Origin of the sequence: Streptomyces mexicanus (assembly GCF_902506575.1) — a bacterium.
In the GTDB taxonomy this organism is placed as follows: domain Bacteria; phylum Actinomycetota; class Actinomycetes; order Streptomycetales; family Streptomycetaceae; genus Streptomyces; species Streptomyces mexicanus.
The window spans coordinates 4,706,817-4,733,342 of sequence record NZ_LR732544.1 but is presented as its reverse complement, the minus strand read 5'-3'; the positions used below and the strand labels follow the sequence as shown (position 1 = coordinate 4,733,342).

The 26,526-nt window shown below is 74.0% G+C and carries 27 protein-coding genes and 1 pseudogene; 9 read left to right on the top strand and 19 right to left on the bottom strand.

The window, feature by feature from the left end; all coding sequences use genetic code 11:
• The first annotated feature begins 65 nt into the window (after positions 1-65).
• Genes GV126_RS21305 through GV126_RS21295 form a run of 3 tightly spaced genes read left to right on the top strand, consistent with a single transcriptional unit; the run spans position 66 to position 3,148 of the window.
• Positions 66-1,349 (top strand): magnesium transporter MgtE N-terminal domain-containing protein, encoded by a 1,284-nt coding sequence (locus GV126_RS21305; protein ID WP_159669253.1) that lies wholly within the window; start codon positions 66-68, stop codon positions 1,347-1,349.
• Positions 1,339-1,971 carry a DUF1003 domain-containing protein gene (locus tag GV126_RS21300; protein WP_159669250.1) on the top strand — a complete coding sequence of 211 codons (633 nt, stop codon included), beginning with the start codon at positions 1,339-1,341 and terminating at the stop codon, positions 1,969-1,971. Before GV126_RS21305 ends, GV126_RS21300 begins: the two co-directional genes overlap by 11 nt.
• A gap of 43 nt (positions 1,972-2,014) precedes the next feature.
• A complete protein-coding gene (locus tag GV126_RS21295) occupies positions 2,015-3,148 on the top strand; it encodes an Mrp/NBP35 family ATP-binding protein (RefSeq protein ID WP_159669247.1) in 1,134 nt (377 codons plus the stop codon).
• Positions 3,149-3,245: 97 nt separating this feature from the next.
• On the opposite strand, the gene GV126_RS21290 is transcribed toward GV126_RS21295, so the two are convergent.
• The 4 genes from GV126_RS21290 to sigE all read right to left on the bottom strand — a co-directional run bounded on the left by GV126_RS21290 (position 3,246) and on the right by sigE (position 6,594).
• On the bottom strand, positions 3,246-3,917 hold the full coding sequence (locus GV126_RS21290) for a hypothetical protein (RefSeq protein WP_202036141.1): 672 nt from the start codon (positions 3,915-3,917) through the stop codon (positions 3,246-3,248).
• Between the two features lie 216 nt (positions 3,918-4,133).
• Positions 4,134-4,595 (bottom strand): sec-independent translocase, encoded by a 462-nt coding sequence (locus tag GV126_RS21285; RefSeq protein ID WP_159669241.1) that lies wholly within the window; start codon positions 4,593-4,595, stop codon positions 4,134-4,136.
• A 278-nt stretch (positions 4,596-4,873) separates the two neighbouring features.
• Positions 4,874-5,896, bottom strand: a complete 1,023-nt coding sequence (locus GV126_RS21280; protein WP_159669238.1) for an anti-sigma factor family protein — start codon at positions 5,894-5,896, stop codon at positions 4,874-4,876.
• Positions 5,893-6,594: an RNA polymerase sigma factor SigE gene (gene sigE, locus GV126_RS21275; RefSeq protein ID WP_159673945.1), complete on the bottom strand. Its 702-nt coding sequence runs from the start codon at positions 6,592-6,594 to the stop codon at positions 5,893-5,895. Before sigE ends, GV126_RS21280 begins: the two co-directional genes overlap by 4 nt.
• Before the next feature lie 248 nt (positions 6,595-6,842).
• On the opposite strand from sigE, the gene GV126_RS21270 reads away from it, so the two are divergent.
• Complete coding sequence (locus GV126_RS21270; RefSeq protein ID WP_159673943.1) at positions 6,843-7,538, top strand: O-methyltransferase; 696 nt, start codon at positions 6,843-6,845, stop codon at positions 7,536-7,538.
• A 216-nt stretch (positions 7,539-7,754) separates the two neighbouring features.
• Here GV126_RS21270 and GV126_RS21265 read toward each other — a convergent pair whose 3' ends face one another.
• Complete coding sequence (locus GV126_RS21265) at positions 7,755-7,922, bottom strand: DUF3117 domain-containing protein (RefSeq protein WP_003966491.1); 168 nt, start codon at positions 7,920-7,922, stop codon at positions 7,755-7,757.
• 392 nt (positions 7,923-8,314) lie between these two features.
• Here GV126_RS21265 and chcB point away from each other — a divergent pair, with 392 nt between their 5' ends.
• Positions 8,315-9,118 (top strand): 2-cyclohexenylcarbonyl CoA isomerase, encoded by an 804-nt coding sequence (gene chcB, locus GV126_RS21260; RefSeq protein ID WP_159669235.1) that lies wholly within the window; start codon positions 8,315-8,317, stop codon positions 9,116-9,118.
• 40 nt (positions 9,119-9,158) lie between these two features.
• Here chcB and GV126_RS21255 read toward each other — a convergent pair whose 3' ends face one another.
• Both GV126_RS21255 and GV126_RS21250 read right to left on the bottom strand, forming a co-directional pair.
• Positions 9,159-9,746: a DNA-3-methyladenine glycosylase I gene (locus GV126_RS21255; RefSeq protein ID WP_159673941.1), complete on the bottom strand. Its 588-nt coding sequence runs from the start codon at positions 9,744-9,746 to the stop codon at positions 9,159-9,161.
• Between the two features lie 71 nt (positions 9,747-9,817).
• Positions 9,818-10,174, bottom strand: a complete 357-nt coding sequence (locus GV126_RS21250) for a DivIVA domain-containing protein (protein ID WP_159669233.1) — start codon at positions 10,172-10,174, stop codon at positions 9,818-9,820.
• A gap of 149 nt (positions 10,175-10,323) precedes the next feature.
• Between GV126_RS21250 and folP the strand changes: the two genes are divergently transcribed.
• The gene (gene folP, locus GV126_RS21245; protein ID WP_159669230.1) at positions 10,324-11,184 is read left to right on the top strand and encodes a dihydropteroate synthase; all 861 of its coding nucleotides are present in this window, start codon (positions 10,324-10,326) and stop codon (positions 11,182-11,184) included.
• A 323-nt stretch (positions 11,185-11,507) separates the two neighbouring features.
• Here the strand turns inward: folP and GV126_RS21240 are convergent, their stop codons facing one another.
• Together GV126_RS21240 and dapE are read right to left on the bottom strand one after the other, a co-directional pair.
• Positions 11,508-12,266, bottom strand: a complete 759-nt coding sequence (locus GV126_RS21240) for an LOG family protein (protein WP_159669227.1) — start codon at positions 12,264-12,266, stop codon at positions 11,508-11,510.
• A gap of 184 nt (positions 12,267-12,450) precedes the next feature.
• On the bottom strand, positions 12,451-13,530 hold the full coding sequence (gene dapE, locus GV126_RS21235) for a succinyl-diaminopimelate desuccinylase (RefSeq protein WP_159669224.1): 1,080 nt from the start codon (positions 13,528-13,530) through the stop codon (positions 12,451-12,453).
• A gap of 177 nt (positions 13,531-13,707) precedes the next feature.
• Here dapE and GV126_RS21230 point away from each other — a divergent pair, with 177 nt between their 5' ends.
• The gene (locus tag GV126_RS21230; RefSeq protein ID WP_159669221.1) at positions 13,708-14,682 is read left to right on the top strand and encodes a VldE C-terminal domain-containing protein; all 975 of its coding nucleotides are present in this window, start codon (positions 13,708-13,710) and stop codon (positions 14,680-14,682) included.
• Between the two features lie 428 nt (positions 14,683-15,110).
• Positions 15,111-15,530, top strand: coding sequence for an ATP-binding protein (locus tag GV126_RS21225; protein WP_159669218.1), 420 nt, complete (start codon positions 15,111-15,113; stop codon positions 15,528-15,530).
• Positions 15,531-15,661: 131 nt separating this feature from the next.
• Here the strand turns inward: GV126_RS21225 and GV126_RS21220 are convergent, their stop codons facing one another.
• Together GV126_RS21220 and fdxA are read right to left on the bottom strand one after the other, a co-directional pair.
• Positions 15,662-16,759, bottom strand: a complete 1,098-nt coding sequence (locus tag GV126_RS21220; protein WP_159669215.1) for a bifunctional succinyldiaminopimelate transaminase/glutamate-prephenate aminotransferase — start codon at positions 16,757-16,759, stop codon at positions 15,662-15,664.
• A gap of 154 nt (positions 16,760-16,913) precedes the next feature.
• Positions 16,914-17,234, bottom strand: a complete 321-nt coding sequence (fdxA, locus tag GV126_RS21215; protein ID WP_014674796.1) for a ferredoxin — start codon at positions 17,232-17,234, stop codon at positions 16,914-16,916.
• A gap of 140 nt (positions 17,235-17,374) precedes the next feature.
• On the opposite strand from fdxA, the gene GV126_RS21210 reads away from it, so the two are divergent.
• Positions 17,375-18,409, top strand: coding sequence for a GNAT family N-acetyltransferase (locus tag GV126_RS21210; protein ID WP_159669212.1), 1,035 nt, complete (start codon positions 17,375-17,377; stop codon positions 18,407-18,409).
• Positions 18,410-18,483: 74 nt separating this feature from the next.
• On the opposite strand, the gene GV126_RS21205 is transcribed toward GV126_RS21210, so the two are convergent.
• From GV126_RS21205 to GV126_RS21170, 8 genes and pseudogenes are all read right to left on the bottom strand, one after another.
• Positions 18,484-19,098 (bottom strand): response regulator transcription factor, encoded by a 615-nt coding sequence (locus GV126_RS21205; protein ID WP_159669209.1) that lies wholly within the window; start codon positions 19,096-19,098, stop codon positions 18,484-18,486.
• Positions 19,095-20,291, bottom strand: a complete 1,197-nt coding sequence (locus GV126_RS21200) for a sensor histidine kinase (RefSeq protein ID WP_159673939.1) — start codon at positions 20,289-20,291, stop codon at positions 19,095-19,097. Before GV126_RS21200 ends, GV126_RS21205 begins: the two co-directional genes overlap by 4 nt.
• A gap of 5 nt (positions 20,292-20,296) precedes the next feature.
• A complete protein-coding gene (locus tag GV126_RS21195) occupies positions 20,297-21,052 on the bottom strand; it encodes an ABC transporter permease (protein WP_159669206.1) in 756 nt (251 codons plus the stop codon).
• A complete protein-coding gene (locus tag GV126_RS21190) occupies positions 21,049-21,999 on the bottom strand; it encodes an ABC transporter ATP-binding protein (RefSeq protein WP_159669203.1) in 951 nt (316 codons plus the stop codon). Before GV126_RS21190 ends, GV126_RS21195 begins: the two co-directional genes overlap by 4 nt.
• A gap of 99 nt (positions 22,000-22,098) precedes the next feature.
• A pseudogene (locus GV126_RS37710) lies at positions 22,099-24,557 on the bottom strand (hypothetical protein).
• 159 nt (positions 24,558-24,716) lie between these two features.
• On the bottom strand, positions 24,717-25,157 hold the full coding sequence (locus GV126_RS21180; protein ID WP_159669200.1) for a DUF6113 family protein: 441 nt from the start codon (positions 25,155-25,157) through the stop codon (positions 24,717-24,719).
• Entirely contained in the window at positions 25,154-26,038 is an 885-nt protein-coding gene (gene mshB, locus GV126_RS21175) for an N-acetyl-1-D-myo-inositol-2-amino-2-deoxy-alpha-D-glucopyranoside deacetylase (RefSeq protein ID WP_159669197.1), read from the bottom strand. Before mshB ends, GV126_RS21180 begins: the two co-directional genes overlap by 4 nt.
• Before the next feature lie 114 nt (positions 26,039-26,152).
• Positions 26,153-26,347 (bottom strand): hypothetical protein, encoded by a 195-nt coding sequence (locus GV126_RS21170; RefSeq protein WP_003992731.1) that lies wholly within the window; start codon positions 26,345-26,347, stop codon positions 26,153-26,155.
• Between the last annotated feature and the right edge of the window lie 179 nt (positions 26,348-26,526).

The window sequence follows — 26,526 nt, the reverse complement described above, 5'->3', positions numbered from 1 at the left end:
AAAAGAAACCCATCCCACCCACCCGATGCCTCGCGCATCACGGAGCACGCAAAGGAGGCGCGGCCATGGCAGCGGGCGCCCCCCGGATCTTCGTCTCGCACCTGTCCGGCGTCGCCGCCTTCGACCCCAACGGCGACCAAGTGGGGCGCGTGCGCGATCTGGTCGTCATGCTGCGCGTCGGGCGCCGGCCGCCGCGGCTGCTCGGGCTGGTCGTCGAACTGCCCACCCGCCGCCGCATCTTCCTGCCCATGACCCGGGTGACCAGCATCGAGTCCGGCCAGGTCCTCACCACCGGCGTGCTCAACGTCCGGCGCTTCGAGCAGCGGCCCACCGAACGGCTGGTCTTCGGCGAACTGCTGGACCGGCGGGTGAAGCTGGTGGAGACCGGCGAGGAGGTGACGGTGCTGGACCTGTCGGTGCAGCAGCTGCCCGCCCGCCGGGACTGGGAGGTCGACCGGGTCTTCGTCCGCAAGGGCCGCAAGGGCGGCGCCTTCCGGCGCGGCAGGGGGGAGACGCTGACGGTGGAGTGGTCCGCGGTCACCGGGTTCTCCCTGGAGGAGCACGGGCAGGGCGCGGAGACCCTGCTCGCCACCTTCGAGCAGCTGCGCCCCGCCGACCTGGCCAACGTGCTGCACCATCTGTCCGCCAAGCGGCGCGCGGAGGTCGCCGCCGCCCTGGACGACGACCGGCTCGCCGACGTCCTCGAAGAGCTTCCGGAGGACGACCAGATCGAGATCCTCGGCAAGCTCCAGGAGGAACGCGCCGCCGACGTGCTGGAGGCGATGGACCCCGACGACGCGGCCGACCTGCTGGGCGAGCTGCCCGTGGAGGAACGGGAGCGGCTGCTGGGCCTGATGCAGCCCGGCGACGCGGCCGACATGCGCCGGCTGATGTCGTACGAGGAGCACACCGCGGGCGGTCTGATGACGACCGAACCGATCGTGCTGCGCCCGGACGCCACCGTCGCCGACGCGCTCGCCCGGGTCCGCAACCCCGACCTGTCCCCCGCGCTGGCCGCCCAGGTCTACGTCTGCCGCCCGCCCGACGAGACCCCCACCGGCAAGTACCTCGGCACGGTCCACTTCCAGCGGCTGCTGCGCGACCCGCCCTACAGCCTGGTCAGCGCCCTCGTCGACGACGACCTGCAACCGCTCGCGCCCGACGCGGCGCTGCCGGTCGTCGCCGGGTTCTTCGCCACCTACGACATGGTGGCCGCACCCGTCGTGGACGAGGCCGGCTCGCTGCTGGGCGTCATCACCGTGGACGACGTCCTGGACCACATGCTGCCGGAGGACTGGCGGGAGACCGAGTACCACCTGGACGAGGGGGCGGCTTCCCATGGCGGCTGAACGCGACGCCGCCCGCGAGCGGCACCCGGCGGGCGCCACCGCCACCGGCCGGCCCCGGGGCAGCCGGCTGGACCAGCCGCGCCCGCCCCGGCGCCGGCTGCTGCCCGAGTGGGACCCGGACGCCTTCGGCCGGATGTCGGAGCGCATCGCCCGCTTCATCGGCACCGGGCGGTTCCTGGTCTGGATGACGGTGGTGATCCTGGTGTGGGTGGTGTGGAACGTCGCCGCCCCCCGCCACCTGCGCTTCGACGAGTACCCGTTCATCTTCCTGACGCTGGCGCTGTCCCTGCAGGCGTCCTACGCCGCCCCGCTGATCCTGCTGGCGCAGAACCGGCAGGACGACCGGGACCGGGTCAACCTCGAACAGGACCGCAAGCAGAACGAGCGGTCCATCGCCGACACCGAGTACCTCACCCGGGAGATCGCCGCGCTGCGCATGGGCCTGGGCGAGGTGGCCACCCGCGACTGGATCCGCTCCGAGCTGCAGGACCTCGTCAAGGAACTGGAGGAACTCCGGGCCGACGGCGACGGGCAGCACCGGCAGCACCAGGAGAGCCGGCAGGGCGTATTCCCGGCCATCCCGGCAGAACACCCCGGCGGACGTGACGTGGACGACCGCTGACAGGGGTCCCGGGGCCGCCGCCGCGCGCCGTACCATCGTCGGTATGGCTACGGAAGACGCGGTGCGCGAAGCACTGGCGACGGTGAACGACCCCGAGATCAACCGACCCATCACCGACCTCGGGATGGTCAAATCGGTTCAGATCGGCGCCGACGGCGCCGTCGCGGTCACCGTGTACCTGACGGTCTCCGGCTGCCCGATGCGCGAGACGATCACCCAGCGCGTCACCGAGGCGGTCTCGCGCGTCGAGGGCGTCACCCGGGTGGACGTCACACTGGACGTGATGAGCGACGAGCAGCGCCGGGAGCTGGCGGCGGCTCTGCGCGGCGGCCAGGCCGAGCGCGAGGTGCCCTTCGCCAAGCCCGGCAACCTCACCCGGGTCTACGCGGTCGCCTCCGGCAAGGGCGGCGTCGGCAAGTCCTCGGTGACGGTGAACCTGGCGGCGGCGATGGCCGCCGACGGCCTGAAGGTCGGTGTCGTGGACGCCGACATCTACGGCCACTCGGTGCCGCGCATGCTGGGCGCCGACGGCCGTCCCACCCAGGTCGAGAACATGATCATGCCGCCGTCGGCGAACGGCGTGAAGGTCATCTCCATCGGCATGTTCACCCCGGGCAACGCGCCGGTGGTCTGGCGCGGCCCGATGCTGCACCGCGCGCTGCAGCAGTTCCTGGCGGACGTGTACTGGGGCGACCTGGACGTGCTGCTCCTCGACCTGCCGCCCGGCACCGGCGACATCGCCATCTCCGTGGCCCAGCTGATCCCGAACGCCGAGATCCTGGTCGTGACGACCCCTCAGCAGGCCGCCGCCGAGGTGGCCGAGCGGGCCGGGTCCATCGCCGTGCAGACCCACCAGAAGATCGTCGGCGTGGTCGAGAACATGTCCGGCCTGCCCTGCCCGCACTGCGGCGAGATGGTCGACGTCTTCGGCACGGGCGGCGGCCAGCTGGTCGCGGACGGCCTGACCCGTACGACGGGCACATCGGTACCGGTCCTCGGGTCCATCCCGATCGACGTGCGGCTGCGCGAGGGCGGCGACGAGGGCAAGCCGGTCGTGCTGAGCGACCCCGACTCCCCCGCGGGCGCCGCGCTGCGCGCCATCGCGGGCAAGCTCGGCGGCCGTCAGCGGGGCCTGGCGGGCCTGTCGCTGGGCATCACCCCGAAGAACAAGTTCTAGCGGCCCTGCGGCCCGCACAGGGCCGCCTGCGACGAGGTGACGAGCAAGGGCGCCGTCCCGCCGGGGCGGCGCCCTTCGCCGTCGGCCCGGGGGCGGCTCACGCGTAGGCGGTGATGTCCTTCACCACGGAGAATCCCAGGCCGTACGCGCTCATTCCCCTGCCGTACGCCCCCAGGTGCACGCCCTGCGAGGTCGTGCCGGCGAGCACCCAGCCGAACTCGGACTCGCGGTAGTGGAAGGGGGACGGGACGCCGTCCACGGGCAGCGAGAGCGTCGTCCAGTCCGGCCCGTCCAGGTCGTCGGCGAGCACCCACGCCGTCTCGGTCTGCTGTTCCAGCCAGTCGTCGCGCAGGGCGTGGTCCATCTGCAGCGGCCAGGTGAACGACAGCAGCCCCACCCCGGCCAGCCAGGCCGCCGAGGAGACGGAGGTCGCCTCCAGCTGGCCGGTGCCGTCGGACAGCCGGCGCTCGGGATGGGCGGCGACGGTGACGACGACCGCGAACTTCTCCCTGGGCTCCTCCGGGGAGCCGGAGACGAACTCGTTGCGCACCGACGGCGCGTCGCCGTGCCCGAGTGAACCGTGTTCCACGGAGTCGTCGGCCGAGGTGCCGACCTGCATCAGCCAGCGCGGACCCGTGAACGCCTCGTCGAGGCCGTACCACGGGAAGGGCGCCAGCAGGTAGTCGTCGACCGTGCGCCGCCCGGAGGGGAGTTGTGGTCCGTCCTCCGCGGCCGGTGCCTGCGCGACCGCCCTACTCGTCGTCTCCATCTGCCCGGACGCCTCCTCGCTCTCGTCGGACCGCGGCGGCCCGCCCCCCTTCGGGCGTACTCCTGCGGTCCGCACAACAACTCGGCAGCATATCGAGCCCGCCTCGGGCAGCCGGGAAAGCGCCCGGCGCGTGGGTCGCCGGGAGGGGGTACGCGGGGCCTTCAGGGCCCGGCGTCCGCCTTCCGGCGGGCGGGCGCCGGGGTGCCGCCGTACGGGTCAGGTGGCGTCGGCGTCGAAGGGCGGGCGGTCGTCGCGGCCCGGGGAGGCGGGCTTCTTGGTCATGTCCACCCGGCCGCCCGGCGCGGCGGACGACGAGCCGGAGGCGGAGGGCAGGGCCGACGGCGCGGGGTCGGTGTCGTAGCTGTGCACGGCGTCCGCGACCTCGGCCATCTCCTTCTTCAGGTCGAAGCCGTTGCGGATCTCCTTCAGCCCCAGGTCGTCGTTCTCCAGCTGCTTGCGCAGGAACGTCTTGGGGTTGAGGTCCTCGAACTCGAAGTCCTTGAACTCCGGGCCCAGCTCCTTGCGGATGTCCTGCTTGGCGCTCTCCGAGAACTCACGGATCTTCCGGATCGTGCGCATCACGTCCTGGATGACCTTCGGGAGCTTGTCCGGACCGAACACGAGCATGCCGAGGACGATGATCGCCGCCAGCTCGGGCAGTCCTATGTCGTTGAACACCTGAAGCTCCTTGCGATGTCCGTGGTCCTCGGGCCTCCGGTGGTCCGGTGTGTGCGGGTCTTTCCGTGGTCCGGGCCGGATCCACGGTACCCGGCCCAGGTGTCCCACGGGTACCGTCCCGCAGTGTCGGAGTGCGTGTACACGACCAGTTTTCCCGGTTGTTCGCCTTGCGGACGACGTGCGTTGTCCCGTGTCGCGGTGCGCGCCGGGCGTGCCTGTGATGTTGGCTGCAGTCGCCGGAGGGGCCGGCCCCCGCGCGGGCGGGCGGCCGGCGCCGGTCAGTGGGTCGCGGGCGAGCCGGGGGACGGGGTGGCCGAAGAGGCCGTGGACGTCGGGCCCGGGGCGGGCGCCGTCAGGAGCCCGTCCGCGGTGAGATGCGGGTCGGCGGACCAGGCGGTCAGGGAGATCGGCGGCCGGGCGAGCAGCGGGCGCATCAGCGGGGACATCACCGCGGCGCCGGCGAGCACCGGCGGCGGGGGGGGCAGGGGCCGTATCGCCCCCTGGGGGCGCCCGGCGGCCTGCGCGGGAATGCCGGGGAGCAGCGGCGCGGACAGCGAGGTGGGCGCCGCGGCCTGCGCACCGGAGGAGGTCGGCCGGCCCTGCGCCGGCGGCGGCCCCGCCGGCCGGCGCGACCGCGTCGCCTCCTGGCCCGTCGCCGCCGCCGCGCCGGCCGGGCGCGCCGGGGTCACATTGCTGCCGGCCCCCGAACCGCCGCGTGCCTCGGCGGCGGTGCCGGCCATCGTGCCCGTGGTCACTCCGCCCAGCGCGAGCGCGGCCAGCGACACCGCCCCGGCGGCGACGAAGGCGAACCTCAGACCGCGCAGGGCCGAACGCTCGCCCTCGGGCCGGCCGACGGGGTGGACGCGAAAGCCGCCGGAGCGCTGCGGTGCGGGCTCGGACAGATGCGGGCGGGCGGGGACGTAGCCGAACTCGAACGGCTCGCCGCGCTTGACGCCGAACACGCCCAAGGCCCCGGACCGTCCCGGTCCGGGGAGCGCGCCCGGCGGTCCTCCCCCGCCCGGCGGCGGGCCGCCGCCCTCGGGGTCGCCTCCCCAGGGCAGCCCCTGCAGGCGGGCCAGGAAGCTCTCGGAAGGAGGCGGGGGGGCCGCCTCGGCGAAGACGTTCTTCAGCCGGCGCTGTGCGTCGACCTCCGCCTTGCACTTCGGGCAGGTGGCGACGTGCGCCAGCACGCGCTCGCGCGCGTCCGGACCGAGTTCTCCGTCCACCAGGGCGGAGAGCCGGTCTCCCAGGTGCTGCTCGGCGAGCCCGCTCGCGGCGGGGTTGGGTCGTGATCCACTCACGCGGTCGCGCCCCCTCCCCCCAGTGCGGGAACACGGGGCACGAAGCGGCGGCGCTCGGCGCGGGCCTCGGGCGAGCGGTGCGCGAGGGCCTTGCGCAGCTGGGAGCGGCCGCGGTGGATGCGGGAGCGCACGGTGCCGAGCTTGACGCCCAGGGTCGCGGCGATCTCCTCGTAGGACAGGCCCTCGATGTCGCACAGGACGACCGCGGCGCGGAACTCCGGCGCCAGGGTGTCCAGGGCCTGCTGGATGTCCGCGTCGAAGTGGGCGTCGTTGAACAGCTGCTGGGGGGTGGGTTCCTTGCTGGCCAGCCGCTCGGCCGCGTCCTCGCCGAGCGCGTCGAAGCGGATGCGCTGCTTGCGGCGGACCATGTCGAGGAAGAGGTTGGTGGTGATGCGGTGCAGCCAGCCCTCGAAGGTGCCCGGGGTGTAGGTCGACAGCGAGCGGAAGACGCGGACGAAGACCTCCTGGGTGAGGTCCTCGGCGTCGTGCTGGTTGCCGGTGAGGCGGTAGGCGAGGCGGTACACGCGGCCGCTGTGGGTGCTGACGATCTCCTCCCAGGTGGGCGGAGTCCACGCCTGCCCGTCCGCGTCGCTGGAGAAGGTCGCGGTCTGGGCGCAGCGCTCGGCGTGGCTCGCGTCAGCAGCGGTGTCGTTCACGGATTTCGGCCTGCCCGCCGATCCGAGAAAGCGCCGCAGCACTCCTCCCCGATCCACAGGCACGGCCGCACCTCCCCTGTCGGCTCTGGTGGTGTCCAGTGGAGCCCCTACCATAGCCACCTCGTCCGTTAGCTCCGGATAAGCGGTTTTACGAGAATTTGACACGGGCTGCCACGGCTCGTGCTGCTGCGTCGGCACTTGCTCACCGTCCCGTTCCATCCCCTGCCCCCCGTCGGGCCCCGGACGTCTTCCGCGGCCGCCTTCCCACCCCTTCGAACGACCGGTCCCATCTGCGGGTTCCCGGCCCAGCGGATACAGTCACGCCCAGGCACACACGGGGACAGGAGAGGGTCATTACCGGCAACCGGCAGGCGAGCTGGGCGTTCGCCGACGCCTATGTCGCCGAGGACGACGCACTGCGCTGGGCCCGCGACCGGGCCCGCGAGGCGGGCCTGCGCTCGGTGTCGCCCAGCGCGGGCGCGGCGCTGCGCCTGCTCGCCGCCACCGTGGACGCCAAGGCGGTCGCGGAGATCGGCACCGGTACCGGGGTCTCCGGCATCCACCTGCTGCACGGCATGCGCCCGGACGGCGTGCTGACCACCGTGGACACCGAGCCGGAGCACCAGCAGTCCGCCCGGCAGGCGTTCCGCGCCGCCGGCTTCGCCGGCAACCGCGCCCGCTTCATCCCCGGCCGCGCCCTGGAGGTGCTGCCGCGGCTCGCGGACGCCGGTTACGACCTGGTGTTCTGCGACGGCGACCGGCTGGAGTTCCCGGAGTACCTGACCGAATCGATGCGGCTGCTGCGGCCGGGCGGCCTGGTGGTCTTCGAGGGGGTCTTCGCGCACGGGCGCACGGTGGACTCCGGGCCCCAGCCCACGGAAGTGCTGCGGCTGCGGGAGCTGCTGCGCACGGTGCGCGAGAGCGACGAGCTGATGCCGTCGCTGCTGCCGGTGGGCGACGGCCTGCTGTGCGCGGTCAAACGCTGACCGCCGCGCGGGGCGCACGCCGTGGGCACCCGGCGGAAGCGGAGCCGTTCGGGACACCCGCAGCGCAGCCGTTCGCGCGGGTCCGGGAAAAGGCTCGCGGGGCCAGGGTAAAGGGTCGTGGGCTCCGCGGAGACGTTTCCGGGCCCCGGGAAAAACAGCCGCCCCGGCACCGCGTACGATGCCGGGGCGACTGAAAACGGTATGGTCGCTTGCGCGTCAGCCGACGACCTTCTTCAGGGCGTCGCCGAGCGCGTCGGCCTCGTCAGGGGTCAGCTCGACGACGAGCCGACCGCCGCCTTCGAGCGGAACGCGCATGACGATGCCCCGCCCCTCCTTGGTCACCTCGAGCGGGCCATCGCCCGTCCGCGGCTTCATGGCCGCCATGCTCGTTCCCCTTCCTGAAACCCAGCTCATCGTCTAAGCCGACAGCCCATCGAAGGGCACGCGCGCGGTCCTCGCCCGCAACGGCCCCGGACACGCGACACCGGCATCGAACACATTGCTTCCCAGCCATTATCCCGCATCCCAGGACCCGATGACCAACATCAGTCCGCATCGCTTGGGCAACGCACGCGAGCAAAACCACTCAATTCGGGGATGTGGCTGCGATACTTCGCGCCGGCCCGCACACCCCGCGTCCGCCCGCGTGCCGGATTTCTTTGACGCAGGTCACACGAGCGCGCCGCGCCGGGACCGGTGATCTCCGTCATGCTGTCCTTCGAACCCAGGACGTACCGAGCGGTACGTCCCAGCCGTGACACCGGAGGGGATGCCCCATGGCCGACACCGTGCTCTACGAGGTCAGCGACGGACTGGCGACGATCACGCTGAACCGCCCGGAGGCGATGAACGCGCTGAACATCGCGACGAAGGCCGCCCTGCGGGACGCGGCCGAGGCCGCCGCGGCCGACGGCGCGGTGCGCGCGATCCTGCTGACCGCCGCCGGGGACCGGGCGTTCTGCGTCGGCCAGGACCTCAAGGAGCACATCGGACTGCTGCACAGCGACCGGCAGACCGGGTCGGGGCAGACGATGAGCACGGTGAAGGAGCACTACAACCCGATCGTGCGGGCGCTGGCCGGGGCGCCCAAGCCGGTCGTCGCCGCGGTCAACGGCGTGGCCGCCGGGGCGGGCTTCGGCTTCGCGCTCGCCGCCGACCACCGGATCGTCGCGGACACGGCGTCCTTCACCACCTCCTTCGCGGGCGTGGCGCTCACCGCCGACTCCGGCGTCTCCTGGACGCTGCCGCGGGTGGTCGGCCCGAGCCGCGCCACCGACCTGCTGCTCTTCCCGCGCAGCATCACCGCCCAGGAGGCGTACGAGCTGGGCATCGCCAACCGGGTCGTACCGGCGGCCGAGCTGCGCGCCGAGGCCGAGAGGACGGCGCGTGCCCTGGCCCAGGGTCCGACGCTGGCGTACGCGGCGCTGAAGGAGTCGGTGGCCTACGGGCTGACGCACTCCCTGACCGAGACGCTGGAGAAGGAGGACGAACTGCAGACGCGGGCCGGGCAGTCCGAGGACCACGCGATCGCCGTGCAGGCGTTCGTGAACAAGGAGAAGCCGACGTACCTGGGCCGCTGAGGCCGGGACGGGCCGCGCCGCCGCCGCCCCGGACCGCCGGTCAGGGGCGGCGGGCCACGCAGTCGGCGAGGTGGTCGTCGACCAGTCCGCAGGCCTGCATCAGCGCGTACGCCGTCGTCGGGCCGACGAAGCGCAGGCCGCGCTTCTTCAGCGCCTTGGACAGGGCCGTGGACTCGGGGGTGACCGCGGGGACGTCCGCGAGGGTCCGCGGCGCCGGGCGGCCGGTCGGGTCGGGGGCGTGGGACCAGATGAGGGCGTCCAGCTCGCCGGGGGACCACTCGGCGAGCACCCGGGCGTTGGCGAGGGTGGCGTCGATCTTCGCGCGGTTGCGGATGATGCCGGTGTCGGCGAGCAGCCGCTCCCGGTCGGCGTCCGTGAACCGCGCCACCGCGGCGATCTCGAACCCGGCGAAGGCGGCGCGGAAGCCCGGCCGGCGGCGCAGGATCGTGATCCACGACAGGCCGGACTGGAACGCCTCCAGGCTGAGCCGCTCGTAGAGGGCGTCGTCGCCGTGGACGGGCCGGCCCCACTCCTCGTCGTGGTACGCCACGTACTCGGGCGCGGACAGCGCCCAGGGGCAGCGCGGGGCGCCGTCCGGACCGGCGACCGGCCCGGCCCCGCCCGGCACGGGGGCCTCCGCCGCCGGTCCCCGCGCCTCGTCGGCCGCCTCGGTCGCGTCCGTCACCGCTCCTCCTGCGCTCACTGCTGCTCCTGTGCATCGGGCTTGTCCGCGCGGGCCTGCGACACGGCGGCCCGGGCGCCCGCCAGCGCGGACTCCAGGTCGGCGATCCGGGCCTCGCGTTCGGCGAGTTCGGCGCCCAGCCGGCTCAGCGCGTCGTCGACGTCCGCCATGCGGTAGCCGCGGACGGCGAGCGGGAAGCGGAGGTTCTCCACGTCCGCGCGGCCCACCGGGCGATCCGGGGGCAGCGGGTCGTGCAGCCGCTCGGGCGCCGCCTCGGGCAGCGGGCCGCTTCCCTCGCCCCCGCCGACCACGGCGAGCGTGACCGCGGCGACCACGACGGCGAGCGCGACGACCAGGAACAAGAACATAACCATCGCTTCGGTCCCCACGGAGTCTGTCGAACGGGTCGGGTGTGCCAGGGTCCGATCGTGCCATGCGAGGCTGACGGTTAGGGTCGCAGGCGGCCGAAGAGGCGGCCCGCACGGGCGGGCCACAGGTATCGCGGGAGAAGAGGTCACAGGGGATGCTCAGGCTGGGCAGGCGTGAATTCGGCGCGCACGAGCCGGTGATCATGGCGATCGTCAACCGGACCCCGGACTCCTTCTACGACCAGGGTGCGACGTTCCGCGACGAGCCGGCCCTGGCCCGCGTGGAGCAGGCGGTCGCCCAGGGCGCGGCGATCATCGACATCGGCGGGGGGGAGGCGGGCCCCGGCGAGGAGGTCACGGCCGAGGAGGAGGCCCGGCGCACGGTGGGCTTCGTGGCCGAGGTGCGGCGGCGGTTCCCCGACGTGGTGATCAGCGTGGACACCTGGCGCGCGGAGGTCGGCGAGGCGGTCTGCGAGGCGGGGGCGGACCTGCTCAACGACGCGTGGGGCGGCGTGGACCCGCGGCTGGCCGAGGTCGCGGCGCGGTACAAGGTGGGGCTGGTGTGCACCCACGCGGGCGGCGCCCAGCCGCGCACCCGGCCGCACCGGGTGACGTACGACGACGTCATGGCCGACATCCTGAAGGTCACCCTGGGCCTGGCCGAGCGGGCGGTGGCCCTCGGCGTGCCCCGGGAGTCGGTGCTGATCGACCCCGGGCACGACTTCGGCAAGAACACGCGGCACAGCCTGGAGGCCACGCGCCGGCTGGACGAGATGGTGGCCACCGGCTGGCCGGTGCTGGTGTCCCTGTCCAACAAGGACTTCGTGGGCGAGACGCTGGACAAGCCGGTCAAGGAGCGGGTGCTGGGCACGCTGGCGACGACGGCCGTCTCGGCGTGGCTGGGGGCGCAGGTCTACCGGGTGCACGAGGTCGCCGAGACCCGGCAGGTGCTGGACATGGTGGCGTCGATCGCGGGCCACCGCCCGCCCGCCGTGGCCCGGCGGGGGCTGGCGTAGGACGTTCGGCCCCCGCCGCCTCGGACACGGGTTCCGCCGCCGGCCGGGCGTTCCGCCCCCCCCGTCCCGGGCGGGGGGTCTCCGCCTGCGCCGTCCCGGACGCAGGGTTCCACCTCGCCGTCCCGGGCGGAGGGTTCCACCTCGCCGTCCCGGACGGAGGGTTCCCCCTCGCCGTCCCGGGCGGAGGGTTCCACCTCGCCGTCCCGGGCGGAGGGTTCCGCCTCGCCGTCCCGGGCGGAGGGTTCCGCCTGCGCCGTCCCGGACGGGCTTTCCGGTCGCCGCCGTCTCGGACAGGGGTCCCCCCGCCGTCCCGGGCCGGCTCCCTACCGGCCGGCCTCCTTGGACACCAGCGCCACCGCCTCGTCCACCTCGTCCGTCACGTGGAACAGGGTCAGGTCCGCCTTGGACGCCTTGCCCTCGGCGATGAGGGTGTGGGTGAGCCAGTCCACCAGGCCGCCCCAGTACGCGCTGCCGAACAGCACGATCGGGAAGCGGGTGACCTTCTGCGTCTGGACGAGGGTGAGCGCCTCGAAGAGTTCGTCGAGCGTGCCCAGGCCGCCGGGCAGGACCACGAAGCCCTGGGCGTACTTGACGAACATCATCTTGCGGACGAAGAAGTAGCGGAAGTTCAGCCCGATGTCGACATAGGGGTTCAGGCCCTGCTCGAAGGGCAGCTCGATGCCCAGGCCCACCGAGATGCCGCCGGCCTCGCACGCGCCCTTGTTCGCGGCCTCCATGGCGCCCGGTCCGCCGCCGGTGATCACCGCGAAGCCCGCCTCGACCAGGCCGCGGCCCAGCCGCACGCCCGCCTCGTACTCCGCGGAGTCCACCGGCGTGCGGGCGGAGCCGAAGACGCTGATCGCGGGCGGGAGTTCGGCCAGCGTGCCGAAGCCCTCGATGAACTCCGACTGGATGCGCAGCACCCGCCAGGGGTCGGTGTGCACCCAGTCGGTCGGGGCGCGCTCGTCCAGCAGCCGCTGGTCGGTGGTGCTCGCCTGGACCTGTCCGCGCCGCCGGAGGACCGGTCCCAGGCGCTGCTCCTCCGGTGGCCGCTTCTTGCCCTCGGGGTTGCCTGTAGCCATGTGCGCTCCCTCCGTGTGCGGTCTTTCCACCTCAGCGTAGATCTACGCGGGTTACGGGAGGGGGACCTCGGCATGTCCGGCGCGCAGCGCCCCGGGGTGCCCCGGCGCGGCCCGGTCCGCAGCGCTCCGTGGTGCCCCGCGGTGCCCCGGGGCGCCTGTCACCGCCACCCGGCCGTCGCCGCCGTCAGTCGGTCAGCCAGGCCCGCAGCCGCTCCTCGCCCGCGAGGATCTTGGCGGTGTCCACGCGCTCGTCCCGCTTGTGCGCCAAGTGCGGGTTGCCGGGGCCGTAGTTGACGGCCGGGATGCCGAGCGCGGAGAAGCGGGAGACGTCCGTCCAGCCGTACTTGGGCTGCGGGGTGCCGCCGACGGCCTCGACGAAGGCCGCCGCGGCCGGGTGGTTCAGGCCCGGCAGGGCACCGGGGCTGTGGTCGTCGACGACGAACTCCTCCACGCCGCAGTCCGCGAACACCTCGCGGACGTGGGCGATCGCCTCCTCCTCGGTGCGGTCCGGCGCGTAGCGGAAGTTGACGGTGACCACGCACTCGTCGGGGATCACGTTGCCCGCCACGCCGCCGGAGATGCCCACGGCGTTCAGGCCCTCGCGGTACTCCAGGCCGTCGATGACCGGATACCGCGGCTGGTACTGCGCGAGCCGGGCCAGGATCGGCGCGGCGGCGTGGATGGCGTTGGAGCCCATCCAGCCGCGCGCGGAGTGCGCCCGCTCGCCCTTGGTCTTCAGCAGCACCCGCAGCGTGCCCTGGCAGCCGCCCTCGACCTGGCCGTCGGAGGGTTCCAGCAGCACCGCGAAGTCGCCCGCCAGCCACTCCGGGTGCGCCTCGGCGACGTGCCTGAGGCCGTTCAGCTCCGCGGCGACCTCCTCGTTGTCGTAGAAGACGAAGGTCAGGTCGCGGTTGGGGGCGGGGACGGTGGCCGCGATCCGCAGCTGCACGGCGACGCCGGACTTCATGTCGCAGGTGCCGCAGCCCCACAGCACCCCGTCCTCGTCCAGCCGGGAGGGCACGTTGCCGGCGATGGGAACGGTGTCGATGTGACCGGCCAGGATCACCCGCTCGGAACGGCCCAGCCGCGTGCGGGCGACGACGTTGTTGCCCAGGCGGTCGACCGTCAGGTGCGGCAGGGTGCGCAGCGCGGCCTCGATCGCGTCGGCCAGCGGCTTCTCGGTGCCGCTCTCCGAGGGGAAGTCGACGAGCTGCGCGGTCAGCCGCGCGGCGTCCAGCGTCAGGTCAAGCGGGGTATCGGCCATGGCCTCGACCCTAACCCGCCGGGCGGTCCGTGCTCGACAGGCGAAGGGTTCGTCGACGTCCGGTGAACGGCCGCCGGCCCCCGGGTGACGAAGCGCCCCGGGGCAGAAGCGCGTTGACGCCCGGACACCCCCCGCCACCTGGCTCAACACCCCCTGCGTCTCCAGTACCTTGTAGGCGTGCCAGAGCCGTCCCCCACTTCGAAGCGTCGTGGCCGCCTCCTCAGGATCGGGGCGGCCGTTGCCGTCCTGCTCGCGCTCGCGGGTTACCTCACGGTGCAGTACCTGACGGGTGGCGCGGCCCCGGGCTGCAAGGTCGTCTCCGCGGGCGGCGGCGGCACGTCGTACGAGTTCACGCCGGAGCAGGCGGTGAACGCGGCGACGATCGCCGCCGTCGGCACCGGGCGGGGCATGCCCGAGCGGGCCGTGACCATCGCGCTGGCGACCGCCCTGCAGGAGTCGGGCCTGCGCAACCTCCGGCACGGCGACCGGGACTCCCTCGGCCTGTTCCAGCAGCGGCCGTCGCAGGGCTGGGGCACCCCGAAGGAGATCATGGACCCGACGTACGCGGCGGGCGTCTTCTACGAGCACCTCGCCGAGGTCCCCGACTACACCCGGCTGCCGCTGACCGTGGCCGCGCAGCGGGTGCAGCGCAGCGGCTTCCCGGAGGCGTACGCCAAGCACGAGCCGGACGCCACGCTGCTCGCGGCCGCCCTGACCGGGCAGGCCGCGGCCACGCTGACCTGCCAGGGCCGCCCCGCAGCCACCACCGCCACCGGCCCGAACGCGGTGCGGGCCGCGCTGGTGCGCGACTTCGGGCGGGACGTGCTGCAGGAGACCGGCGCGGTGGTGGCCGACCGCGGAGCCACGCCGACGCCCGCGCCGCGGCACGCCTCGGTCACCGACGGCCGGACCGTGACGCTGCCGGTGCGCGGCGGCGCCGAGGACGGGCGCAGCGCGCGGCAGCGCGGCTGGCAGCTGGCGCACTGGGCGGTGGCGAACGCCTCCGCGCTGCACATCGAGCGGGTCGCGTACGCCGGCCGGGAGTGGACCGCCGGTCTCACCGACGGCCAGTGGCACACGACGGACGCGAAGAACGGCGACCGGTCGGACACGGCGGACGCGGGCGCGGTACGCATCACGACCGGCGGCTAGGAACCACCGGCGGCCGGAAACGGCCGGCGGCCAGGAACCACCGGCGGCCACGGCAGATCTCCGGCTCCCCGCTCGGAACAGACCCTCCGGCCCCCGCCCGGACCCGGCCAGTGGCTCCCCGCTCGAACCGGACCTCCGACCCGCCGGGAACAGACCTCCGGCTCGTCACCCTCCCGGGTGGTGCGCGCCCGCCCGGGAGGGCCGTGGGCGCAGGCGTGCGCGCCGTCACTCCTCCCCCGGCCGGAACACCTGGAAACAGCGAGGCGGAAGGATTCAGCAGACGTCCCGGCGTTCTGCCTTTCGTCCGTTTTTGTGCGCAGCCGATAATGCGACGCATTGCCAACTCTTTACGTCGGCCCGCCGCAACCTTCGTCGGCTTCGAGCGGTAGTCACTGCGTCTTCACCGTTCTCTCCGTCGAAGGAGCAACATGTCCCTCCCCCTGACCCGCCGGATCGCCCGTGCCGCGCTGCTCGTCGCTGCGGGAGCGGCTGCCGGGGTCGGTGCGGCCGGCTCCGCCAGCGCTGCCCCCGAGCTGCCGGCCACCCCGAACATCGGCGGCCTGACCGCCCTGGACGGGGCGCACGTCGGCAACACCGTGGACGGCGCGGCGCAGCACCTCACCGGGGTCGCGGGTGACACCGGCAGCAAGGCGCTCAAGCAGACGGTGCCGGCCGCGGGCAAGACGGGGGGCAAGCTCGTGAAGCAGGCCACCCCGGTGGCGCAGAAGGCGGCCGGCGACGCCGCCGGGTCCGCGGCCGGAGTGGTCGCCGACACCGCCAGGACGGCGACGAAGGGCGGCCTGCCGACGCAGTCCCTGCCCTCGACCGGCCTGCCCCTGGGCGGCTGAGCGACGCGCGCACCGGCCGTAGGACTTCTCGGCACGGACACGGCGGCGCCGTAGGCACGCGACGGGGCCCGGGGACGTCTCCCCGGGCCCCGTCGCCTTCGTGTGCGCGGGCCGGCGCTCGAACCGGGCGCCTACCGCGCCAGGCGCGCCGCCGCCGCCTCGATCCGCTCGTCCGTGGCCGTCAGGGCCACGCGCACGAACCTCTCACCGGCCGGCCCGTAGAAGTCGCCCGGGGCGACCAGGATGCCGCGCTCGGCCAGGTGGGCGACCGTGTCCCAGCAGGACTCCTCCCGCGTGGCCCACAGGTAGAGGCTGGCCTCGCTGTGCTCGATGCGGAAGCCGTGCTCCAGCAGCGCCCGGCGCAGGACGGTGCGGCGGGCGGCGTAGCGCTCGCGCTGTTCGCGGACGTGGGCGTCGTCGCCGAGGGCCGCCACGACCGCGGCCTGGGTGGGCGCCGGCGTCATCATGCCGCCGTGCTTGCGGATCTCCAGCAGCGGGCCGAGGACCGCCGGGTCGCCGGCCAGGAAGGCGGCCCGGTACCCGGCGAGGTTGGACCGCTTGGACAGGGAGTGCACGGCGACGATGCCGTCGAAGGAGCCGCCGTTGACGTCCGGGTGCAGGACCGAGACGGGGTCGGCCTCCCAGCCCAGTTCCAGGTAGCACTCGTCGGAGAAGACCAGCACGCCGTGCTCCCGGGCCCAGGCGACGATCCGCGTCAGCTCCTCCTTGCCCAGCACCCGGCCGGTGGGGTTGGACGGCGAGTTGAGCCACAGCAGCTTCAGGTGCGCCGGGTCCAGGGCGGTGGGGTCGTCGTAGGCCTCGTGGTCCGCGCGGGCCAGGCGGGCACCGACCTCGTAGGTGGGGTAGGCCAGGCGCGGGTAGGCGACCTTGTCGCCGGGGCCGAGGCCCAGCTGCGTGGGCAGCCAGGCGACCAGTTCCTTGGAGCCGACGACCGGCAGGACGTGGCGGTGGGTGACCCCGCGCGCGCCCAGGCGGCGCTCCACCCAGCCGGTGATCGCGTCGCGCAGCTCGGGCGTGCCCCACACGGTGGGATAGCCCGGGGAGTCGGCCGCCGCGACCAGCGCCTTCTGGATCAGCTCGGGGACCGGGTCGACCGGGGTGCCGACCGACAGGTCGACGATGCCGCCGGGGTGGGCCGCGGCCGTCTTCTTGTACGGCTCCAGCTTGTCCCAGGGGAAGGTGGGAAGCCGGTCGGAGACTGCGGACACGGGGATCAGGCTCACTTTCTCGTCCGGCGCGGGCGGCGCCTGCGCCTGCGTACGCCCGGCACGGTGAGACGCCTCGGTCCCGTACGGCGACCGACCGCCGGGGGCGATCAGGCCGTACGGGACCGGGGCGGCACGGTGTGCGGGCCGCTCGGGGTTACTCGCCCTGCGGCGGCAGTGCGGCCACGAAGGGGTGGTCGCGCTCGATCAGCCCCAGCTTGCTGGCGCCGCCGGGAGAGCCCAGCTCGTCGAAGAACTCGACGTTGGCCTTGTAGTAGTCCTTCCACTCCTCCGGCACGTCGTCCTCGTAGAAGATCGCCTCGACCGGGCAGACCGGCTCACAGGCTCCGCAGTCGACGCATTCGTCCGGGTGGATGTACAAGGACCGCTGGCCCTCGTAGATGCAGTCGACCGGGCACTCCTCGATGCACGCCTTGTCCTTGACGTCGACACAAGGCTGCGCGATGACGTAGGTCACGCTGTCGTTCCTCCTCGATAGGGCGCTGGCGGGCCTCCTCAGGCTCCGCCGCCTGGCGCGCGGGAGCGCGGCGTCGTCGATGCCCGCCCCTAGTATCTCCGTTCCGGGGCATGATCCGAACAGGAGGGGTGAACTGACCTGTGGAAATTCCGGCGACAGGACGCTTCGAGGTCCGTATCACCGCTGCTGACGTGGGCAAACGGGTCTCCGTCCGGCGTTTGAGCGTACCCGGGGGGACGGGCGAGAAGTTCACCGACACGGTGGGCGTTCTCACATCATGGGACGACGGTGTGCTGCTGATCACACGGAAGGGCGGGGAGAGCGTCCGGATCGCGGAGAACGACCTGGTCGCCGGAAAGGTCGTTCCCGCGGCCCCCGCGCGCCGGCGCGGACCGGCCGCGTCGTACGAGGAACTCGCCCGGGTCACCGCGCGCGCCTGGCAGCCGGTGGAGAGCGAGCGGCTCGGCGGGTGGGAGCTGCGGGCCGCCGGCGGGTTCACCCGGCGGGCGAACTCCGTGCTGCCGCTCGGCGACCCCGGCCTTCCGCTCGACGCGGCGCTGGCCGCCGTACGACGCTGGTATGGCGAGCGCGGCCTGCCCGCGTACATCCAGACCGCCACCGGCGCCGAGGGCACCCAGGAGGTGCTCGCCGCCGGGCTGGAGCGGCGCGGCTGGGTGCGCGAGGTGACCGCCGAGCTGTGGATCGGGGCGCTCGCACCGGTCGCGGACCGGGCCGAGGGCTCCGGGGTCGTGCTGTCCCGCACGGCCGACGAGGCGTGGCGTGCGCGCTACCGGCGCAAGGGGCTGAGCGAGGTGGCGGTGAAGGTCCTGGAGGCGGGGCCGTCGGTGTGGTTCGCGGCGGTGCCCGGTGCGGCGGCGGGCGACCCGCCGGCCGCGATCGGCCGCTGCGTCGTGGACGGGCGGTGGGCCACCTTCAGCGCCGTCGAGGTGGACCCGGACCAGCGGCGGCGCGGCCTGGCCACGACCGTGATGGCCGCGCTCGCCCGGCGGGCCCTCGACGAGGGCGCCTCGGCGGCCTGCCTGCAGGTCGAGACGGACAACACCGGCGCGCAGGCGCTGTACGCCGGTCTCGGCTTCGCCCCGCACCACGCCTACCACCACCACCGCGCGCCGGAGCCGACGGCGGGGGACACCGCCGGTTCGGGCGGGTCGTGAAAGGGGCACGAACCAGCCATGCCTCCGCCCCCGTCTCTTCTACCCACCGGTCACGGCGGCCGGGCAGGGCCCGGCTACAACCAGCCCTTCTCCCGTGCGATGCGCACCGCCTCCGTGCGGTTGCGGACCGCGAGTTTCTGGATGGCCGTGGACAGGTAGTTGCGGACAGTGCCCTGGGACAGGTGCAGGGCCTTGGCCAGTTCGGCGTTGGTGGAGCCGTCGGCGGCGGCGCGCAGCACCTCGCGTTCGCGGTCGGTGAGCGGGTTGGCGCCCTCGGCGAGCGCGGCGGCGGCCAGCGTGGGGTCGATGACCCGCTCGCCGGCCAGCACCTTGCGCACCGCCTCGGCCAGTTGCGCGGCGGGCGCGTCCTTGACCAGGAACGCGTCGGCGCCCGCCTCCATGGCGCTGCGCAGATAGCCGGGGCGGCCGAAGGTGGTCAGGACGACCAGTTTGACGGCGGGCAGCTCGCGGTGGAGCCGGGCGGCGGCCTCGATGCCGGTGCAGCCGGGCATCTCGATGTCGAGCAGGGCCACGTCGACGGCGTGGGCGCGGGCGGCGGCCAGGACCTCGTCGCCGCGCGCCACCTGGGCGACGACCTCGATGTCCGCCTCCAGCCCGAGCAGGGCGGCCAGCGCCTCGCGGACCATCGACTGGTCCTCGGCGAGGAGGACCTTGATCGTGCTGCTCATGCCGGGGATCCTACGGTGCCGCCGGCGGCCAGCGGCACCCGGGCGACCAGCCGGAAGCCGCGCTTGACGCGGCCCGCCTCCAGCGTGCCGCGGGCCTTGTGCAGGCGCTCGGCCGGGCCGGTCAGGCCGTTGCCCGGGTCCTTGCCGGGGCCGCCCGAGCCGTTGTCCTCCACGGTGAGTTCGAGGAAGGCGCCGTCCAGGGTCTGGCGGCGCAGCACCTCCACCGTGCAGCGGCCGGCGCCGCTGTGCCGGACGACGTTGGTGACCGCCTCGCGCAACGCCCAGGCGAGCGCGGACTCGCTCTCCTCGGGCACGCCGTCCAGCGGGGGCTCGGCGGGCAGTTCGGCGCTGACTCCGGCGGCGGTCAGGGCGACCCGGGCGCCGGCGAGTTCGGCGGCCAGGCGGGGGCGCCGGTAGCCGGTGACGGCCTCGCGGACGTCGACCAGGGCCTGCCGGCTGACCTGTTCGATGTCGGCGACCTGCTGGGCCGCCTTGTCCGGGTGGGCGGGGAGCATGCGGCCGGCCAGCTCGCTCTTGAGCGTGATCAGGGACAGCGAGTGGCCGAGCAGGTCGTGCAGGTCGCGGGCCAGGCGCAGGCGTTCTTCGTTGGCGGCGAGCTGGGCGACGGTGGCGCGGGCCTGGCGCAGCTCGATCGTGGTGCGCACCAGCTGCCGTACGCCGGTCATGGCGAAGCCGATGAGCAGCACCAGCAGCAGGAAGGTCGCCATGTCGTTCTCGCCGTTGGACAGGCCGGTGAGCAGCATCGCCAGGGTGGTCAGCGGGACGGTCCAGTACGCGGTCTTCGGGGGGAAGGTCGCGCCGCAGGCGACGGAGACGTACACGAACAGGCCGACCCACTGCCCGCCCAGGGTGACGTTCAGCACGACGGCGAGCGTGCCGAGCGCGGCGACGAAACAGGCGACCACCGGGCCCGGGAACGGCCGGCCCATGTTCCGGAAGACCAGCGTGAGATAGGTGGCGGTGAAGGCCATCAGACCCACCCAGCCGGCCGCCGTCGCGGCGGTCGTGTGGGGTCCGGAGACCAGATCCTTCACCGGCGAGCCGAGGAAGATGAGCCAGGGCAGGATCCACACCAACTTGCGCACCACGTCGGCCCGGTCGCGCGGTGGCAGGCCGAGGGGCACCTGCCGCAGCGTGCTCGCCTCGTCGGGCCGCTGGTCGTGCGTCGTCATGGCGCTCACGCCTTCAGCGTGTCCTTCCGGTACAGCCAGGCGGCACCGCCCGCGAACAGGGCGAAGAAGACGACGAGGAGCGTGACGTCCTTCAGGTGCGGGGCCTGGCTTCGTTCGATGGCCTGTCCGAGAGCAGCGTACGCGTGCGTCGGCAGCCAGTCGGCGATGTTCTGCAACCACCGCGGGAAGGTGGTCGCCGGCATCCACAGGCCGCCGAGCAGCGACAGGCCGAAGTAGACGATCATCGTGATCGGCCGGACGGCGTCGCCGGTGGCGAGGTAGCCGATGGCCACGCCGAGCGCGGCGAAGACGAGGCTGCCGGCCCAGATCGCGCCGGTCAGGGCGCACCACTGCCAGGCGTCGAGCCGGACCTGCTTGACGGCGGCGGCCACCACGAACACGACGACGATGGACGGCAGGCTCACCACGGCGGCGCTCGCGGTCTTGGCGAGGACGTACCCGTGGCCGGGCAGCGGGGTCAGCCGCAGCTGGCGCACCCAGCCGCTCTCGCGCTCCTTGGCGATGCGCTCGCTGTTGCCCATCAGCACGGCGGTCAGGGCACCGAAGGAGGCCATGGAGACCATCATGTAGGTCGGCAGGGTCAGCCCGGTGCCGTCGATGCGCGCCGTGCCGTCGGACTGCCCGGCGATGATCAGGAACAGGATCGACGGGTAGAGCACCGAGAAGAACAGGAACTTCCGGTTGCGCAGGGCGCGGGCGAGTTCCAGCTTGATCAGGCTGCGTGAGGCGAAGGTGTTCACGACTGCTTGGCCTCCTCGGCCTCGGTGATGGCGACGAACGCCTGCTCGAGCCCGAGCCCGGCGACTTCGAGGTTGCGGGGGTAGAGGCCGAGCCCGTACAGGGCGTGGACGGTGGCGTCGGCGTCGGACGACTGGATCCGGACGGTGTGGCCGCTGACGTCGAGGGCGGTGAGGAACGGCAGTCGGCGCAGGGCCGCCTCGTCGATCGGCCCGTGCAGGTCGAAGCGGACGCGGCGGGCACCGGCCTTCGCCTTGATCTCGGCGGCCGTGCCGTCGGCCAGCAGCCTGCCCCGGTGCAGCACCAGCACCCGGTCGGCTACGGCGTCGGCCTCCTCCAGGTAGTGGGTGGCGAACAGCACCGTACGGCCCTGGTCGGCCTGCTCGCGCAGGGTGGCCCAGAAGGCCTGGCGGGCGGAGACGTCCATGCCGGTGGTCGGCTCGTCCAGCACGATCAGGTCGCTGTCGCCGGCGGTGGCCAGCGCGAACCGCACCCGCTGGGCCTGGCCGCCGGAGAGTTTGTTGACCTTGCGGTCGGCGATCTCGGAGATCCCGGCCCGGGCCAGCACGTCGTGCACCCGGTACCGCCTGGGGTGCAGGTCGCAGGCGAGCCGGACCAGTTCGGCGACGGTGACGTCCTCCATCAGGCCGCCGCTCTGCAGCATCGCGCCGACCCGGCCGGCCACGATCGCCTCGCGCGGGCCGGTGCCGAAAAGGGTGACCGAGCCGCTGTCGGCGTTCTTCAGGCCGAGCAGCAGGTCCAGGGTGGTGGACTTGCCGGCGCCGTTCGGGCCGAGCAGGGCCACGGTCTCCCCCGGGCGCAGGGCGAGGCTCAGCCCGTCCACGGCCCGTACGTCGCCGTAGCTCTTGGTCACCCGGTCGAACACCACGACCGCGGTCGCGGCGGCGGCGTCCGCGGCCGTCCCTGTCGTCGTACCTGTCGTCGTCATGCCCCCATGCTGTCCGCCGGGCCGGGGCGGGCGGCAGTGTCGGGGGTCCTGACTGCCGCATGACAGATGTCATGCGGCACGGGTGACGGCGGACAGGCCCTAGCTGGGGTCGGTGTCGATGACGCCGACCCGGTTGGTCTTGCTCATCAGGGCCGGGCGCATGGCGCTGATCACGTCCTGCACGGTGACGGGCGTCTTCTGACCCGTGCCGCGGGTGATCAGCACGCCGTCGAAGGCGCCGCCGTAGAGCTGCTTGAGCGCCGTCTCGTCGTAGGAGTCCACCAGCTTGCCGCCCACGGCCTTGACGCGCAGGAACTTCCACAGCGACTTCTGCGGGCTGAACACCACCGAGTGCGCCGGGTCCGTCATGACGGTCACCCTGCCGGACATCGCCGGCTCGGCGAACTGCTTCATCATCCGGTCGACCTCGGCGTTCGAGACCGTCGGGCGACGCGTGGTGGTGGGCACCCGCACGGGGGTGGTGGTCCCGGTCTCCACCTGGGTGCGGTACGCCTGCTCGACCGCCTGGACGGAGCGGGCCGCGTCGATGCTCTTGCCGGTCCTGCCGTACACGGCCACGGCCTTGCCCGGCTCGAACGTGATGGTGCCGTCGGCCGCCGACCCGGCGCCGCCCGCGGCCGTGCGCAGCGCGGCCTGCAACTTCTCCTCGTCGATGGGCATCTGCGGCTGGACCACGCGGTGGTTGCCGAACAGGGAGCCGATCACGGAGACCGGGTTGTAGTCGCTCTTCGCCGCCGCGCTGGCGGTGGCCTGGGTGTCGAACTGGAGCCCGGCCTGATCCGGTTTCAGCGACACGGTCTTTCCCTCCACCGACAGCTTCAGCGGCGCGTTCACCCGCTTGCCGAAGGCGTCGTCGAGCTTCTTGACCGCGTCGTCGCGGGTGCCGCCGCCGATGTCGACGCCGAGCACGGTGGTGCCCTTGGGCACGTCGGAGTGGTTCATCAGCAGCCCGGCGCCGTAGGCGACACCGGCCACGACGACCACGCCGCCGCCGAGCAGCGCCAGCTTGCTGCGGCCCTTCTTCTTGGCCTGCTTGCCGGACTTGGCGGAGGTGCCCTGCGGGGCCGGCGCGGACGGCTGCGCAGCGGACCGGGCCGCGGGCCCGGTGCCGCCGGCGCCACCCCGCAGCGGCGAGGCGCCGGGCTGGACGACGGGCATGCCGCTGGTGACGGTGTCCCCGGAGACGTTGTCCGGCCGGGGGGCGAAACCCGGGGCGGCGCCGGAGCCGGGGACCGGCCGCTGCGGGGTGAGGATCGCGGTGTCGTCGCTCAGCCCGCCGCCGGGACGCGCGGTGTGCGCGCCGGCCGCGCTCGCGCCCGCGTCGAGCCTGGCGTCACCGGTGACCGGACCGCCGGTGGGGCCGGCGGGGCCCCGCCGGCCCCCCCCCCGCCCCCCGCGGCCGCCGCGGGCGGCCGCCCCCCCCCGGGCGCGGCGGGCGCGTGGGGCCGGGCGGCACGGGGGGCGGGCCCGGCGGGGGGGCCGGGGGGTCCCTGCGGGCCGCCCCCCGGCCGGCCGGGGCCGCCGGGGACGCCCGCCCCACCCGGGCCGCTGGAGCCGCTGGAGGTGGGGGAGCCGGTGGACGCGCCGTCGTGGCCGCGCGCGCCGCCCGGGTCGCCGGCACCGCCGCCGCTGTGCCCGTTCTCGGCGAAGAACGGCAGGTCGTCGCGGCGCGGCTCGCCGGGGCCGCCGGGGCGGGAGCCGCCGAGCGGGCCGGCCGCCAGCGCCTCGGTCACGTCGAAGGAGCCGGTGCCGCCGCCGTGGCCCGGGGCGACGGGGCCGCCGGTGGCCCCGGGCAGCCCGGTGCCCTTGCCGTTGCGGGACGGCGCGCCGCCGCGGGCACCGCCGGGTACGTTCATGGAGCCGACGACGCCGCCGGGGCGCCCACCGCCTGCGGGACGCCCGCCGGCGCCCGGACGCGCGCCGCCCGGCGCGGTCGTGTCGGCGGAACCAGGACCGCCGGACGCCGCGGCCCCGTCGGCGGTGGTGGCCGCCCCGCCGCCGAACGCACCGGCACCGCCCTGACCGCTCTTGCCGCCCTGACCGCCCTTGTTCACCGGGGGCTTGCGGGGCGCGAACCAGTCGCTGGTCGCCTTCTCCTCGGCCGGGGCCGCCTGTTCGGCGCGTGCGGCCTCGGCCGTGCCCGAGGACGCCGCGGTGCCGTCCGGGATGCCCGCGTCACGGCCGTTGTCCGCGCCACCGCCGCCGAGAGCGCCGGAACCGAAGGGCTCCTGCTTGCCCCTGCCGGGCGCGCCGGGGGACTTCGCCCCGTCGGCGGCCCCGTCCGCCTCGGCGCCGGCCCCGGCGACGGGCTTGCGCACGACCACGGGCGGGATCGGCCGCGACCCAGGAATGTTGATCTTGATGCGGGTCGTCAGCGTGGTCTCGGTCTTGCGTTCCTCCGGCTGCGCGGCACCGCGGTCCGCGCCCGCGCCGTCGCCGGACGCCGCCGGGATGCCGTACGGCGGGGTCCCCGAGGGGTAGGCGGCTCCCCCGCGCCCGTGGGGCCCGGAGGACGGAGTGTCAGTTTCACGACTCAAGGCAGGTTCTCCCGGTTGGCTCCGCCGCCCGTTACGACCTGAGAGTGGGGGCGGCTCGGCGGCGCGCACCACCATACTGGCCACGTCGGGCCCGCATCCCTGGGCCATTGGGGAAACCCACACCGGACCCGCACGGGGGCCGGGGGAAGAAGCGGTACGTCATTTCCCAAGTCGGACGTCACGGCCATCCGGTTGCCGCGCCCGGCCGAGGGTGGCGCAGATCACAGCGACGGCCATGCCGCCGAGCAGGAAGAGATAGGAGCCGATGCCCGCCGCGAAGAGGAAGTCGCCCTCGGGGCGGCTGGCGGTGAGCAGCATGACGACGATCAGCCAGCCGGCCGCGCCCGCGCCCGCCCCGCCACGGCTGCGCAGGGCCTGCGCCCCGCCCAGGAAGAGCCCGGCGGCGCCCGCGAGGGCGAGCAGCAGCCCGCCGGGGAACCAGGCGGCCTGGAGCAGTGCCCCGGCGACGCCGACCACCGCGCCGAGCACGAACAGCCCCAGGTAGGCGGCGGCCCGCCCCGGGGAGGGCGGCTTGAGGGGCTGCGCCAGCAGGGAACCCGGCGCGGGCTCCCGGGCGGGCCCCCGCCCTGCCGGGCTCATGCGACCCCCTCGATTCCGGCGAACAGATCGGTCAGGTCCGCCTCGGCGCCCGGTCCGCGCACCACCTCGTAGTACTCGGTGGTGAACAGCGGCTGGGCGAGTTCGTTGGAGAGCGCGAAGCAGGGCTCGGCCACCTCGATCTGGGTGGCGTGCGCGCGCATCGCGGCGGCCTTGGCGGCGGCGGTGCGGCGATCGCCCTCGATCCGGACCGTGATCCGCTCGTCGGCGACGACGCCGGGGACGTCGTCCACGGTGGCGGACTTGGCGAAGGGCAGGCCGGGCAGGTCCTCGCGCAGCCGCGCGAAGGCGGCCTCGGCGACGGAGCGCGGCACCCGGTTCCAGCAGACCCGGGGGACGTCCCAGGGCGCGCCGAGGTCGGGGCGCACGGCGGGGTCGGCGGCGAGGTCCACGGCGCGCATGGCGATGCGGTGGGCCTTGATGTGGTCGGGGTGCCCGTAGCCGCCGTTGTCGTCGTAGGTCACGAGGACCTGGGGCCGCACCTCGCGGATGACGGCGACGAGGTGCCCGGCGGCCTCGTCGAGGTCGGCCTGCCACAGGCAGTCCGGGTCGTCGTTGTCGGCCAGCCCCATCATCCCGGAGTCCTGGTACCGTCCGGCGCCGCCGAGCAGCCGGGCGTCCTCGACTCCCAGCTCGCGCATCGCCGCAGCGAGTTCCTGCCGGCGGTGGGCGCCCAGCGCGGCCCCGCCCACATGCCGCAACTCGGGCGGAATCACCTCGCCCCGCTCCCCGAGTGTGCAGGTCACCAGGGTCACCAGGGCGCCTTCGGCCGCGTACCGGGCCATGGTCACGCCGTTGTTGATGGACTCGTCGTCGGGGTGCGCGTGCACCAGCAGCAGACGTCGAGCAGGCAGTTCCGTCATGGGTACCAGCCTACGAGGCCCGGCCCCGACGCCCGCGCGCCCCGGTCATCCGGTCGGGGCGCGGCGGACCGGGCGGGTCCGGGTCGGGACGCGGCGGGCCGGGCGGGGCCGCGCTCAGAACTTGATGCTGCCGATCATCCCCGCGATGTTCGTGGTGAGTTCGCTGATCGTGGGGGCGACCGTCGAGGAGGCGAGGTAGAAGCCCAGCAGCATGCACACGATCGCGTGACCGGCTTTCAGACCGGACTTCTTGATCAGCAGGAAGACGATGATCGCCAGCAGCACCACCGCCGAAATCGAGAGTGCCACGGCGGCTCACCTCCAAAGATCCCAGGACGCGGGGGGTGTCGGGGGTCGGGGTCTTGGTCGGACGGACTGGAAGACGGACGGGCAGCAGATAAATCCACACAACGGGCAGTGCGTTCATACCCACTATGCGCTAGTGATCATAACTATCCGCACCTGCGCGCAGGCCCGCGCACAGCCGC